Raw genomic sequence first — 12,215 nt, 5'->3', positions numbered from 1 at the left:
CGGTGTGCTCATGACCAGCCCGGGGATTCCGGCCGCCCGCCACCGGCGCGGTAACCTCGACCCGTGCCGAAACTGTCCGACGTCATCGCCGCCCTCGAAGCCCTCTGGCCCCCGGCCTGGGCCGAGCAGTGGGACGCCGTCGGCCTCGTCTGCGGGGACCCCGACGCGGAGGTCGGCCGGGTGCTGTTCGCCGTCGACCCGGTCCGGGAGGTCGTCGAGGAGGCGATCACCACCGGCGCCGACCTGCTGGTCACGCACCACCCCCTCTACCTGCGCGGGACGACGACGGTCGCGGCGACCGGCTTCAAGGGCCGCGTCGTGCACACCCTCATCAGGAACGACATCGCGCTGCACGTGGCGCACACCAACGCCGACCGGGCCGACCCCGGGGTCTCCGACGCCCTCGCCGAGGCCGTCGGCCTGCGGGTCACCGGACCGCTCGTGCCCGACCCCGCCGACCCGGCCGGCCGCCGCGGCCTCGGCCGGATCGGCGAGCTGCCCGAGCCGATGACGCTGTCGGAGTTCGCCCGCCGCGCGGCGGCCGGCCTGCCGGCCACCGCGACCGGGCTGCGCGTGGCGGGCGACCCCGGGCGCCAGGTGCGCACCGTCGCGGTGTGCGGCGGCTCCGGCGACAGCCTCTTCGACGACGTGCGCAGGGCCGGGGTGGACGTCTACCTCACGGCCGACCTGCGCCACCACCCGGCGTCCGAGGCGCAGCAGGCGGGTCCGCCGGCGCTCGTCGACGCCGCCCACTGGGCCACCGAATGGCCCTGGTGCGAGCAGGCCGCCCGCCGGCTCGACGAGGTCTCGCAGCGGCACGGCTGGGCGCTGCGCACCTCCGTGTCACGCGCCGTCACCGACCCGTGGACGGCCCATACCCCCGCACTTCCCCTTGACGAACCCACGACCTCAGGAGCCCCCCGCTGAAAGCCGCGCCCGCAGACCAGATCCGACTGCTTGAGGTCCAGGCCCTCGACGCGCGCCTCGCGCAGCTGGACCACAAGCGCAAGAACCTTCCCGAGCACGCGGAGATCGAGCGCCTGAACTCCGACGTGAGCCAGCTGCGCGACCTGCTGGTCGCCGCCCAGACCGAGGAGAGCGACACCGCCCGCGAGCAGACCAAGGCCGAGCAGGACGTGGACCAGGTGCGCAAGCGCGCCGTCCGCGACCAGGAGCGGCTGGACTCCGGCGCGGTCTCCTCCCCCAAGGACCTGGAGAACCTGCAGCGCGAGATCGCCTCGCTCGCCAAGCGGCAGAGCGACCTCGAGGACGTCGTCCTGGAGGTCATGGAGCGCCGCGAGGGCCTGCAGGAGCGGGTCCAGGAGCTGACCGGGCGCCTGGAGTCCGTGCAGGCCAAGGCCGGCGAGTCCGAGGAGCGCCGCGACACCGCGCTGCGGGAGATCGACGCCGAGGGCTCCGCGGTCGTCAAGGAGCGCGAGATCATGGCCGCCTCGGTCCCCGCCGACCTGCTGGGGCTCTACGACAAGCTGCGCGCCCAGTCCGGCGGTGTCGGCGCCGCCCGGCTCTACCAGAAGCGCTGCGAGGGCTGCCGGCTGGAGCTGAACATCACCGAACTCAACGAGGTGCGGGCGGCCGCCGCCGACGAGGTCGTGCGCTGCGAGAACTGCAGGCGCATCCTCGTCCGCACCCCCGAGTCGGGCCTGTAATGGCCCGTACGTTCGTGGTGGAGGCCGACGGAGGGTCCCGGGGCAACCCGGGGCCGGCCGGGTACGGCGCCGTCGTCCGCGACGCCGCCACGGGCGAAGTGCTGGCCGAGGCCGCCGAGTTCATCGGCACGCACACCAACAACGTCGCCGAGTACCGGGGCCTGATCGCCGGGCTGCGCGCCGCGCACGCGCTCGACCCGCAGGCCCGGGTGCGGGTGCGGATGGACTCCAAGCTGGTCGTCGAGCAGATGTCCGGCCGCTGGAAGATCAAGCACCCGGACATGCGGCCGCTGGCCGCCGAGGCGAAGGCGGTCCTGCCGGCCGAGCAGGTCAGCTACGAGTGGATCCCGCGCGAGAAGAACAAGCACGCCGACCGGCTCGCCAACGAGGCGATGGACGCCGGCAAGCGCGGCAAGCAGTGGGAGCCCGGCCGCTCCGCCGCCGCGCTGGTCACGGCGGCGACCGAGCCCGAGCCCGTGGACGAGGCCCCCAAGGCCCCGCCCGTCGGCTGGGCCGCGGCGGCCGACCTGGGCACGCCCACCACCTTCGTCCTGCTGCGGCACGGCGAGACCCCGCTCACCGCGGAGAAGCGCTTCTCAGGCAGCGGCGACGACCCGGAACTGTCCGAGAAGGGCCGCTGGCAGGCCCAGCGCGTCGCCGACGCCCTCGCCGCCCGCGGCACCGTCCAGGCCGTCGTCAGCTCGCCGCTGGCGCGCTGCCGGCAGACCGCGCGGACCGTCGCGGACCGGCTCGGCCTCGACGTACGCGTCGAAGAGGGGCTGCGCGAGACCGACTTCGGCGCGTGGGAGGGGCTGACCTTCGCCGAGGTGAAGGAGCGCCACCCGGCCGAACTCGACGCCTGGCTCGGCTCCGCGAAGGCCGCCCCGCCCGGCGGGGAGAGCTTCGCCGCCGTCGCCCGACGGGTCTCCCTCGCCCGGGACAAGCTGATCGCCCGCTACGCCGGCCGCACGGTGCTGGTGGTCACCCACGTCACCCCGATCAAAACCCTGGTCCGGCTGGCGCTGGGCGCCCCGCCGGAGTCGCTGTTCCGGATGGAACTGTCGGCGGCGGCGCTGTCGGCGGTGGCGTACTACGGGGACGGGAACGCGTCGCTGCGGCTGCTCAACGACACGTCGCACCTGCGCTGACGGCGAGGCCACGCGCAGTGCGGCCGCCTCGCGGGCGAGCCCTCCACCCGGTCCCCGTCGCGGTCCCGCGGGGTGTCCCTGCGGGACCGTCCAACTGCCGCCCGCACAGGCGACGACCGGCAGCGGGGCGGCCGGCACCCTGGGATACGCCGTGCCGCCGGCCGCCTCCGCGGGAGAGAACTTCAGCCCGCGCGAAGCCGCGTTCGGCCGGGGCGACCACCTCGGAGGCGGTCGACACCCCGGGCAGGAACGGCAGCCCGGGCGCGGTCATCGCGTCGAGCAGGCCCCCGTCCACCCCGGGCTCACCAGGAACCGCGCCCGGCCCGCGCCGCCGCCCCCACCTGCTCCGCCCGCACCACCGTCCCGGCCCCACGACCGCCTCCGGCACGGCGCGGGCCGCCGCGGTGACCGCCTCCAGCGCGGTGGGGTCCGCAGCGTGATCTCCACCGCGGTCAACCCGCCGCGGACCGGGGCCCGGACGAGCGGGGGCGCGTCGGCGGGGTCGTGCAGGGTGAGCACCGGGGACGACGGGGGCGAGGTTCAGCACCATGCGCCGCATCGTGCCGCCCCCATGCGGCCCCCACAACGGCCGTTGCGCGCAACGGAGCCGCACACGACAACGGCGAGAACGGCGCCGCACAAGGCTCAGTGAACGTTCGTCACGAGGACGTCGAGGCGGCCGGGACCGGCCACTTCCACCGTGAAGCCGAGGTCGCGCAGGGCCGCGACCAGCGCGTCGGGGTTCTTGGGGCGTGCCCCGGACCCCAGCAGGGCCCGCACGATCCGCCCCTTGGTCGCCTTGTTGAAGTGGCTGACGACCTTCCGCGTCTTCGCCTGCACCACCCGCACCGTCGCCGTTCGTCCCGCCAGCGCGCTGCGCGGGGCCGGCTTCCACGCCGCCCCGTACGCCGAGGAGCGCAGGTCCAGCAGCAGGCCGCCGCCGGCGGCCTCCGCGGCGTCCGGGAGGGCCTCGGCCAGATGCGTGCGCCAGTACGTGGCGAGAGCCCCGAGCGCCGGCAGCTTCACGGCCATCGAGCAGCGGTACGCGGGGATCGCGTCCCGGACGCCGACCGCGCCCCACAGCCCGGAGAAGACCAGCAGTGACCGGGCCGCCCGGCGCCGGGCGGCGGCGTCCAGGGTGGCCAGGCCGAGGGCGTCGTAGAGGACGCCGGTGTAGATCTCCCCCGCCGGCCGGGTCCGTGCGTCGCGCAGCCCCGCGTTGCGGGCGATCTCGCCGCGCAGTCCGGGGCTGAGCCCCAGTACTTCCGCCGCCTTGTCCTCGTCGCCGCCCGCGCAGAGCCCGACGAGCTCGTCCAGCACCGTCGCGCGGGCCGTGGTGAGCCCGGGCAGGGAGAGGGAGCCCAGGTCGACGGCGGGGCCGGTGCCGTCGGTGGCCTTGCCCTCGGACGGCGGTAGCAGGACGAGCACAGCTGTTCTCCTTCACGTTTCCCCGGTGCAGTGCAGCCTACGACCGCCCGGCTCAGGCTCGCTGCATGCCTCGTCGTCCCCTGCGCGTGACCACCGCCGACGGAGCCCGGCTGAGGTCCGCCCTCGAAGCACCGCGCACGGACCTGCACGTGCGGCGGGGCTTCCCGGCGGGCGTGCTCGCGGAGGCCGAGCAGGCCGCGCGCGACCCCCGGCTGCCCGGGTACGACGCCACCGACGCGCCGTTCTTCACGGTCGATCCGCCCGGCTCGCTCGATCTGGACCAGGCGATGCACCTTGCCGTCCGGGAGGGCGGCCGGGGCTACCGGGTGGCGTATGCCATCGCCGACGTCGCCGCCTTCGTCACCCCCGGTGGCGCGCTGGACGCCGAGGCGCACCGGCGGGTGCAGACCCTCTACTTCCCCGACCTGCGCGTGCCGCTCCACCCGCCGGTGCTCGGCGAGGGGGCGGCCAGCCTGCTGGCAGGCCAGGAGCGGCCCGCCGTGCTGTGGCGCATCGACCTCGACGCGGACGGCGCGGTCACCGACGTCGACGTACGCCGCGCCCTGCCCCTGCGGCGCCTGGTCGACCGCTACGCGGCCGAGTTCTGCGTGGCGGCCGTGGCCGGCCAGGATCCGCCCGAGTGGGTCGAGGAGGCCTTCCGCGAGCTGCCCCGGGACATGCGCGGCGGCTCGCAGTTCGCGGGCACCATCGAGAGCGCCTCGCTCGACCTCATCGAGGCAGCCCTCCTCAAGGACCGCGTCGTCGGCGAGGTCTTCGACGCCTTCGTCATCGACATCAGGGACTCCGACCCGACCTCAGGCACCGTCCACCTCCGCGACCCGGCGGTCATCGCCCACGTCCGAGGCGGCACCGCCCCGCTCCCGCTCGGCGAGCCGCTCCCGGTGCGCCTCACGCAGGCGGACCCGGGCCGCCACACGGTGCTTTTCACCCCGGCGTGATCGCCCGGTAGCATGGTCGGCACGGCAGACGAGCCGAGCGGGCGGCCGCGTCAGGACTTCGGTCCTGCCGAGGAACGTCCGGGCTCCACAGGGCAGGGTGGTGGGTAACGCCCACCCGGGGTGACCCGCGGGACAGTGCCACAGAAAACAGACCGCCGGGGCCGCGAGGCTCCCGGTAAGGGTGAAACGGTGGTGTAAGAGACCACCAGTGCCCAGGGTGACCTGGGCAGCTAGGTAAACCCCACCCGGAGCAAGGTCAAGAGGGGCCGTCGCGAGACGGCCCTGCGCGGACGATCGAGGGCTGCCCGCCCGAGTCCGCGGGTAGACCGCACGAGGCCGGCGGCAACGCCGGTCCTAGATGGATGGCCGTCGCCCGGCCGGCCGCGAGGCCGACCGGGGACAGAACCCGGCGTACAGCTCGACTCGTCTGCCTCACTCCCGCCGGCGCCGCCGCTCTCCGCCGACAGTTCCGCGCGCTTCTCGGCGGGCCGCGCCATCCCGTACTCCTCCACGACCGCGCGGCGGCGCCCGGGTGGCCGGAGGCGAGCAGGGCGCGGGCCTGCCACGGGCGGATGCGGGTGAGCTGCGGTGCGGACGTACGGGCCGGACGGCCGCCTGGGCGGGCGGCAATTCGGTCAGCACCGCGCAGTTCACCTCGGGGCCGGTACTCGCCGCGTTGGCGCGGTCGAGGTCGTGCAGCGTGGGGCGGGCCGGTCTTCGGCAACCGGGCCCCGGGACGGGAGCGGTGGCGGCCCCGGGCGGGTGGGAGACCGCGCAGGGGACGGCCGCGCACCGCTCCGGGCCGGTACCGGGCCGTGGGCCGCTCGGGAAGACTGCCGGAATCCGGCAATGCGCCCGGGCGGCGGCTCCTGCCATCCTCGCCGTGGCACCGGCGACCGACCCCGCCTCAGGCGGCACGACGCGCCCGGGAGGAGCAGGACCACGTTGCGCACAGGGGGCTCGGGTGGCGGACGGCGACGCGGCCGGAGGGCTGTTCACGGTGGCATGGGGGCTGTGGGCGACAGGCTTCGGCTGGATCGTCGCCACGGACTTCCGGGGCGCGGCGCGCCGCTTCCACGCGCTGTCCGAGTGGTCCGTGCCCTTCGGCCGGACCGGGACGCCGCGGGTGGGCGTCGGGTTCGTCCGCTTCGTGGCCGGGGTGTTCGCCCTCGTCGGACCGGTGGTCCTGGTCGGCGGTCTGCTCGAACTGGGCCGGGGGCATGTGCGGCCCGAGGGGTTCCCCCGGATGCCTGTCTCCCTCGCCGTGTTCGCCGCTCTCCTCGCCGTCCTGGGGCTGTGGATGTTCTGGCGGCCTTCCGGCTGGCTCCGCCGGGAGTGGGACGGGGGCGGCGGGGTCCGGCGCGCCGCGACCGTCGTCATCACGGTGGCGGGCACCGGCTTCCAGGCCGCGCTGGTGCTCGGCCGGCCGGTCGCCACGTTGGCCCTCTGGCTGCTGGGCGGGGCGGCGGGAATGCTCCTCCTGCCGACGCCCGCCGCCGCCCCCGGTCACGGTGACGCGCAGATCCCACGGTGACGACGGACGGCCCTCCGCCCCGGTGTTCAGCGTGCCCGCGCGGCGCGTCCGCAGGCGCGTCGGCCGTGTTTCGGGCCGCCCGCCGGCCACAGGCGCGGCCGACGCCGCGCGGCGAGGTCCTCGGTCCAGCCGACCAGCAGGACGGCCGCGCCGATGAGCGGCCAGACGACCAGGAACTGGAACCAGGTCGCGTCGAGCGGGAGACGGGCCTCGAAGAACGGCACGTCCCACATCAGGTCGATCAGCGGGACGCTGACGAAGAGCGCGACCTCGTGCCACAGGTAGACAGTCACGGCGCGGGCGTTGAGCAGCCCCACGGCTCCGTCGGCCCCGGGCACGCGGCCCATCCGGCGCGGGCGGAAGCGCAGCAGCAGGAGCACGAAACCGGCCGACCACAGCGCCTGGGCCAGCGGGATCTCACCGAGGTCGATGCCCTCGTCGGTGGGGTGGGTGTACGCGAACCAGCCGCCCGCGACGAGGCAGAGCGCGGCCGCGGCGACCACCGTGCGGGCCCGCAGGGCGTCCAGCAGGCCGTCGCGGTGCGCGAAGCCGAGCAGCCAGCAGGCGGCGAAGGTGGCGAGGTCGACCACCGGGGTGAGGGCCGGCTCGGTGAGCGGCAGCCGGTCGTACTGGGCGAGGACGGCCAGTGCGCCGCAGGCCGCCAGGCACGGGCGCGGCGCCGTCCGGAAGGCCTTGAGCAGCCACGGCGAGAGCAGGACGAGCCACAGGTAGGTGCGGATGTACCAGAGCGGGGCGATGATCTGCTCGGCCCAGGCGGTGCCGGGCGGGTCCGCCAGCGGCAGGATCCACAGCAGCATCCGGTGCCAGGAGTGCGGCCGCCAGCCGTGCAGCAGCATCAGGACGTTCACGGCCGCGGAGAACAGCCAGAAGGGCACCAGCAGCCTCCGCAGCCGGCCGCGCACCACGGACAGCGCGGGCCGCTGCAGCGAGTGCGCGGCCAGGGACCCGGCCAGGGCGAACATGATGCCGATGGACGGGAGGAGCAGGGTCAGCCAGGCCCAGCCGAAGGTGTGGTAGACGACCACCCGCACCAGGGCGAGGGCGCGCAGCAAATCGAGGTAGCGGTCCCGGCCGCCCCCGCCCCCGCCGCCGGAGGAAGCGGCGGCGGGGGCGGCGGGGCTGGAGCTCCGTGGACCCGGTATGTGCGACCCGGCGCCGTCCGCGGGCGGGGGCGGAGCCGCCGGGGCTGCCGCCTCAGGTGCTTCGGGCATGGGGCAACTCCTCGGGAAAGTACCGATGTTCAGACGCGGCCGGCGCTGCCGCTGCCGACGGTGGGCGCGCCGACCTCGCCCGTGCGCCGCAGTTTGTGCCAGCCCAGCCGCCCGCCGTTCACGGCCGTCACGCAGGACTGCAGCAGCACCAGGTACATCAACTGCCGGTACAGCACCTGCTGCAGGGGCAACGGCCACAGGTCCCGCAGCGGCTCGCCGTCCAGCCGGAAGGCGTACGCCGCGCACGCGGCCTGCACAGCGAGCACGCCCGCCCACGCGAGCGCGGTGCGAAACGGGTCCATGAAGACCAGGCCGTAGATCGCGAACACGTCGATGAGCGGCGCCAGCAGCGGCGCGAGCACCTGGAAGAGGACGACGAGCGGGAGCCCGACCCGGCCGAAGCGGCCGGAGTGCCCGCGGTCCAGGACGGCGCCGCGGTGCTTCCACATCGCCTGCATGGTGCCGTAGCTCCAGCGGTAACGCTGCTTCCACAACTGCCGCACCGAGGACGGCGCCTCGGTCCAGGCGCGGGCGTTCTCGGCGTACACCACGTGCCAGCCGGCGCGGTGCAGCGCCATGGTGACGTCGGTGTCCTCGGCGATGGTCTCGTCGCTCATGCCGCCGACGTCGCGCAGCGCGTCCCGCCGGAAGGCGCCGCACGCGCCCGGGATGGTGGGCATGCAGCGCAGCAGGTCGTACATGCGCCGGTCGAGGTTGAAGCCCATCACGTACTCGATGTGCTGCCAGCGCCCGATCATCCGGGAGCGGTTGCCGACCTTGGCGTTGCCGGCGACCGCCCCGACCCGGGGGTCGCCGAAGGGCTGCACCAGTTCGCGGACGGTGGCCGGCTCGAAGACCGTGTCGCCGTCCATCATCACGATCAGGTCGTGCCGGGCGTGCGCCACACCGTTGTTGAGCGCCGCGGGCTTGCCGCTGTTGGGCTGCCGTACGACGGTGACTGCGGGCAGGTCCAGGGCCTCGACGAGGTCGGCGGTGCCGTCGGTCGAGCCGTCGTCGACGACCACGATCTCCATGGGATGGCCGCTCGCGGCGAGGGAGCGCACGGTCTGGGTGATGCACTCCTTCTCGTTGTACGCGGGCACGATGACGCTCACCGGCTCGGTGACCGCCGGCCCCCAGCGGAAGCCGGGCGCCCGGCGCTGCCGCGCGTGGCGGCGCGCCAGCACCAGCATGGCGGCGAACCGGGCCAGCACCAGCAGGCCCACCCCGGCCAGGAGGACGGCGAGCGCCGGGACCGCGGCCTCGGAGACCTCCACCGCGGCGACGAAGACCCGCCCCTTCCACAGCTCCGAGCCGCTGACCCTGTCGTTGGTGGACGTGGCGCCGACCGCCCCGCCCACCGTGGCGAAGCGGTAGCCGCGCTCCTTGAGCCGCGGGATCAGCCGGTCCAGTGCCGCCACGGTCTGCGAGCGGTCGCCGCCGGCGTCGTGCATGAGCACGATCGCGCCCTCGCCCGGCTTCGCCGGCACGGACGCGTCCACGATCGCCTGCACGCCCGGCCGACGCCAGTCCTCGGCGTCGCGGTCGATGAAGGCTGTCACGTAGCCCTGCTTGCCGACCCGCTGGACGACCGGCCAGGACAGGTCGTCCAGCGCGTCGGCGGTCGAGGAGTAGGGCGGGCGGAAGAGGGAGGTGTGGATGCCGGCGGCCCCCGCGAGCGCCAGTTGGGTCTGGGACAGCTCCCGGTCGATCCGCCCCGGCGACTGGTACACCAGGTCGGGGTGGGAGAAGGTGTGCACCCCGATCTCGTGGCCCTCGGCGACCATCCGCCGGATCAGCCCGGGGTGCCGGGCGGCCATGCCGCCGGTCACGAAGAAGGTGGCGCGCACGTGTCGCCGCTCGAGCACGTCCAGCACCTTCGGTGTCCAGACCGGGTCGGGTCCGTCGTCGAAGGTGAGGGCGATGGTGCGGTCCGGGGTGCGGTACGAGCGGGGCCGTTCGCCGGTGGCGTCGACCACCGGGCCGCCCTCCAGCACCGCCTCCGGCACCTTGTCCGCCGAGACCGGCGGATGGACCCGGTGGTCGGCCTCGAAGTCGCCGCGTACGTAGCCGCCGAGCAGCAGGACGCACACGAGCACCACGAGGGCGAGCAGGGGTATGACGAAGCGGGGGCGCAGGGCGGTCACTGGCCGCCCTGCGGCTGCTGGTCGACGGGGCCGTCGGAGGCGCCCGGGGCGGCGGAGGCGGAACCGCTGGGCTGCGCCGACGGGGAGCCGGACGGCGCCGGTTCGGTCGCGGTCGCGCCGGCGGTAGGGGTCGGGGCGGCAGGGCTGCCCGCGGTCGCCCGCGGGGTGGCGGCGGCGCCGCCACCCTTGGCCGGGCGATCGGTCCGGGAGACGCTGGGGCTGGGGGAGGACGGGGAGCCGGCCGTCCCGGGCGGGGACGGCGCGGCCGCCGCCCCCGCCCGGAGGAAGCCCGCCGTCACCGGGGGTGCTGCGGCCTGGTCGGCCGGTACGTCGAGTTCCCCCGTCCCCGAGGAGCCCGCCTCGTCCGGCGCTGTGCTCGGCACCCCCGGCAGCGGCAGCAGCGTCTTCGGCGCGATCGGCGTCGCGCCGGAGAGACTGAGCGCCAGCGCCGCCGTGTAGACGGAGCATGCCGCGCCGACCAGCCAGCCGGCCCTGCGTACCGCGCGGGCCCGTCTCCCGCTGGAATCGACGAACACGGGACCGGGCAGCGCTATCAGCTCGGTCTCCGGTTCGGGGGCCCCGGCCTGGGACCCGACTTCGTCTGCGGGCGTTTCTGACCATACGTCGCGGTGGTGCTTGGAGAGCATGCCGCAACGTAACGCGACGCAAGCGGTCCTATGGGACGTATTTCGGACTTGACCATTTCCGTGGGTGAAGTGGTCGAATCCGGCCGTGGGTGGGTGTGGCCGGGGCGGCGGTCCCGGCCGTGCCCTCAGCCGCGGCCGATGTACGGCATCGTCGTCGCCATCACCGTCGCGAACTGCACGTTCGCCTCCAGCGGCAGCGAGGCCATGTGCGCGACGGTGCGGGCCACGTCGGTGACGTCCATCAGGGGTTCGGCCATCAGTCGTCCGTCCGCCTGCGGGGTCCCGGCCGCCATCCGCTCCGTCATCCCCGTGGCCGCGTTGCCGATGTCGATCTGGCCGCAGGCGATCCGGTACGGACGGCCGTCCAGCGACGGGGACTTCGTCCGTCCGGTGACGGCGTGCTCGGTCGCCGTGTACGCAGCGCTCCGCGGCCGCGGCGCGTGTGCGGAGATCGACCCGTTGCCGATGATCCGCCCGCCCTGCGGCCGCTGCGCGCGCATCGTCCGGAAGGCCGCCTGCGCGCACAGGAACGCGCCGTTGAGGTTGACGTCGACGACGGCACGCCACTGCTCGTACGTCAGCTCGTCCAGCGCTACGGCGGACGCCCCCGTTCCCGCGTTGTCGAACAGCAGGTCGACGCGGCCGGAGCGGGCGCCCGCGGCGGCGAACAGGGCGTCCACCGCCTCCGGGCGGGTGACGTCCGTCGGGATGACCGCCACCGCCTCGTCCGGCAGGCCGTCGGCGGTCCCGCGCAGCGCCTCCTCCCGCCGGCCGGCCGCTGCCACGACCCAGCCGCCGGCCACCAGTTCGCGAGCCACCGCCCGCCCGATGCCGGACCCGGCCCGGTGACCACCGCGACCCGGTGCGCCGCGCCCGTTCCATTTCCCGCGATCTCGGTCATGGCTCCGCAGGGTATGCGGTGCCACGATGAAACCATGTCACCCTACGCCGAGCCCCTGTCGCACAAGGAGATCGAGGACCGCCTCGCCGAGCTGCCCGGCTGGTCCCTGTCCGAGGACGGCGCGAGCCTGCTGCGCACGTACCGGCTGCCGCACATCCCGGCGGCGGTCCTCGTGATGCACATCGCGCAGATCCAGGACGAGCTGAACCACCACAGCGACCTGACGCTGGGATACCAGACGGTCGCCGTCTCCATCACCACGCACGCGGCGGGCGGCCGGCTCACGGAACGGGACTTCGGCCTGGCCCAGCGTATCGAGGGCATCGCCCCGTCCCACGGGGCCGCGTAGCCGCGGCACGAGGGGCTCCGTCGCCGCTCCGCGGTGCCCCTCCATCCGGCCGGTCCGCCGGGTGGCGGAACGCGCCGGCCGGAGTCCCCGGCCTGCCGTCCCCCAGCCGGACCGGGACGGCCGTGGGCCCACGGGTGAGCGCGCGGTACGGCCCAAAACCCCGCGCCGGGCGAGGCCCCTACCGGGCGCGGCGGCGAGCGCGC

The 12,215-nt window shown here is 75.1% G+C and carries 11 protein-coding genes, 1 other RNA gene and 1 pseudogene; 7 read left to right on the top strand and 6 right to left on the bottom strand.

Features of this window, described 5'->3' with window-relative positions; all coding sequences use genetic code 11:
• The first annotated feature begins 63 nt into the window (after positions 1–63).
• The 3 genes from ACRWNP_RS12630 to ACRWNP_RS12620 are packed head-to-tail and all read left to right on the top strand — an operon-like array spanning position 64 to position 2,815.
• Positions 64–927 (top strand): Nif3-like dinuclear metal center hexameric protein, encoded by an 864-nt coding sequence (locus ACRWNP_RS12630; protein ID WP_431961216.1) that lies wholly within the window; start codon positions 64–66, stop codon positions 925–927.
• Positions 924–1,667 carry a zinc ribbon domain-containing protein gene (locus ACRWNP_RS12625; RefSeq protein ID WP_431961245.1) on the top strand — a complete coding sequence of 248 codons (744 nt, stop codon included), beginning with the start codon at positions 924–926 and terminating at the stop codon, positions 1,665–1,667. The genes ACRWNP_RS12630 and ACRWNP_RS12625 overlap by 4 nt, the downstream gene beginning before the upstream one ends.
• Positions 1,667–2,815 (top strand): bifunctional RNase H/acid phosphatase, encoded by a 1,149-nt coding sequence (locus ACRWNP_RS12620; RefSeq protein ID WP_431961215.1) that lies wholly within the window; start codon positions 1,667–1,669, stop codon positions 2,813–2,815. Before ACRWNP_RS12625 ends, ACRWNP_RS12620 begins: the two co-directional genes overlap by 1 nt.
• A gap of 9 nt (positions 2,816–2,824) precedes the next feature.
• Here ACRWNP_RS12620 and ACRWNP_RS12615 read toward each other — a convergent pair.
• Both ACRWNP_RS12615 and yaaA read right to left on the bottom strand, forming a co-directional pair.
• A pseudogene (locus tag ACRWNP_RS12615) lies at positions 2,825–3,374 on the bottom strand (keto-deoxy-phosphogluconate aldolase); the annotation flags it as partial.
• 86 nt (positions 3,375–3,460) lie between these two features.
• Positions 3,461–4,243, bottom strand: a complete 783-nt coding sequence (yaaA, locus tag ACRWNP_RS12610; protein WP_431961214.1) for a peroxide stress protein YaaA — start codon at positions 4,241–4,243, stop codon at positions 3,461–3,463.
• Between the two features lie 65 nt (positions 4,244–4,308).
• Between yaaA and ACRWNP_RS12605 the strand changes: the two genes are divergently transcribed.
• The 3 genes from ACRWNP_RS12605 to ACRWNP_RS12595 all read left to right on the top strand — a co-directional run bounded on the left by ACRWNP_RS12605 (position 4,309) and on the right by ACRWNP_RS12595 (position 6,736).
• Positions 4,309–5,202: an RNB domain-containing ribonuclease gene (locus ACRWNP_RS12605; RefSeq protein ID WP_431961213.1), complete on the top strand. Its 894-nt coding sequence runs from the start codon at positions 4,309–4,311 to the stop codon at positions 5,200–5,202.
• 29 nt (positions 5,203–5,231) lie between these two features.
• An RNA gene (gene rnpB, locus ACRWNP_RS12600) (RNase P RNA component class A) lies at positions 5,232–5,632 on the top strand.
• 534 nt (positions 5,633–6,166) lie between these two features.
• Positions 6,167–6,736 (top strand): hypothetical protein, encoded by a 570-nt coding sequence (locus ACRWNP_RS12595; protein WP_431961212.1) that lies wholly within the window; start codon positions 6,167–6,169, stop codon positions 6,734–6,736.
• 26 nt (positions 6,737–6,762) lie between these two features.
• On the opposite strand, the gene ACRWNP_RS12590 is transcribed toward ACRWNP_RS12595, so the two are convergent.
• The 4 genes from ACRWNP_RS12590 to ACRWNP_RS12575 form a co-directional block, all read right to left on the bottom strand.
• The gene (locus tag ACRWNP_RS12590) at positions 6,763–7,968 is read right to left on the bottom strand and encodes an acyltransferase family protein (RefSeq protein WP_431961211.1); all 1,206 of its coding nucleotides are present in this window, start codon (positions 7,966–7,968) and stop codon (positions 6,763–6,765) included.
• A gap of 29 nt (positions 7,969–7,997) precedes the next feature.
• Positions 7,998–10,115 carry a bifunctional polysaccharide deacetylase/glycosyltransferase family 2 protein gene (locus ACRWNP_RS12585; protein ID WP_431961210.1) on the bottom strand — a complete coding sequence of 706 codons (2,118 nt, stop codon included), beginning with the start codon at positions 10,113–10,115 and terminating at the stop codon, positions 7,998–8,000.
• Positions 10,112–10,762 carry a hypothetical protein gene (locus ACRWNP_RS12580; RefSeq protein ID WP_431961209.1) on the bottom strand — a complete coding sequence of 217 codons (651 nt, stop codon included), beginning with the start codon at positions 10,760–10,762 and terminating at the stop codon, positions 10,112–10,114. The genes ACRWNP_RS12585 and ACRWNP_RS12580 overlap by 4 nt, the downstream gene beginning before the upstream one ends.
• A 125-nt stretch (positions 10,763–10,887) precedes the next feature.
• Positions 10,888–11,580 (bottom strand): SDR family oxidoreductase, encoded by a 693-nt coding sequence (locus tag ACRWNP_RS12575; protein WP_431961208.1) that lies wholly within the window; start codon positions 11,578–11,580, stop codon positions 10,888–10,890.
• A gap of 117 nt (positions 11,581–11,697) precedes the next feature.
• On the opposite strand from ACRWNP_RS12575, the gene ACRWNP_RS12570 reads away from it, so the two are divergent.
• Positions 11,698–12,012 carry a 4a-hydroxytetrahydrobiopterin dehydratase gene (locus tag ACRWNP_RS12570; RefSeq protein WP_431961207.1) on the top strand — a complete coding sequence of 105 codons (315 nt, stop codon included), beginning with the start codon at positions 11,698–11,700 and terminating at the stop codon, positions 12,010–12,012.
• Positions 12,013–12,215: the final 203 nt, after the last annotated feature.

This window comes from Actinacidiphila sp. bgisy160 (assembly GCF_965342435.1).
Classification (GTDB): domain Bacteria; phylum Actinomycetota; class Actinomycetes; order Streptomycetales; family Streptomycetaceae; genus Actinacidiphila.
This window is presented reverse-complemented; position numbering and strand designations above follow the sequence as displayed.

What these genes read in the sequence shown, in the direction of transcription:
- ACRWNP_RS12580 (WP_431961209.1), bottom strand. Translation starts at nt 10,762, where the DNA reads ATGCTCTCCAAGCACCACCGCGACGTATGGTCAGAAACGCCCGCAGAC.
- ACRWNP_RS12620 (WP_431961215.1), top strand. Translation starts at nt 1,667, where the DNA reads ATGGCCCGTACGTTCGTGGTGGAGGCCGACGGAGGGTCCCGGGGCAAC.
- ACRWNP_RS12605 (WP_431961213.1), top strand. Translation starts at nt 4,309, where the DNA reads ATGCCTCGTCGTCCCCTGCGCGTGACCACCGCCGACGGAGCCCGGCTG.
- ACRWNP_RS12590 (WP_431961211.1), bottom strand. Translation starts at nt 7,968, where the DNA reads ATGCCCGAAGCACCTGAGGCGGCAGCCCCGGCGGCTCCGCCCCCGCCC.
- ACRWNP_RS12570 (WP_431961207.1), top strand. Translation starts at nt 11,698, where the DNA reads ATGTCACCCTACGCCGAGCCCCTGTCGCACAAGGAGATCGAGGACCGC.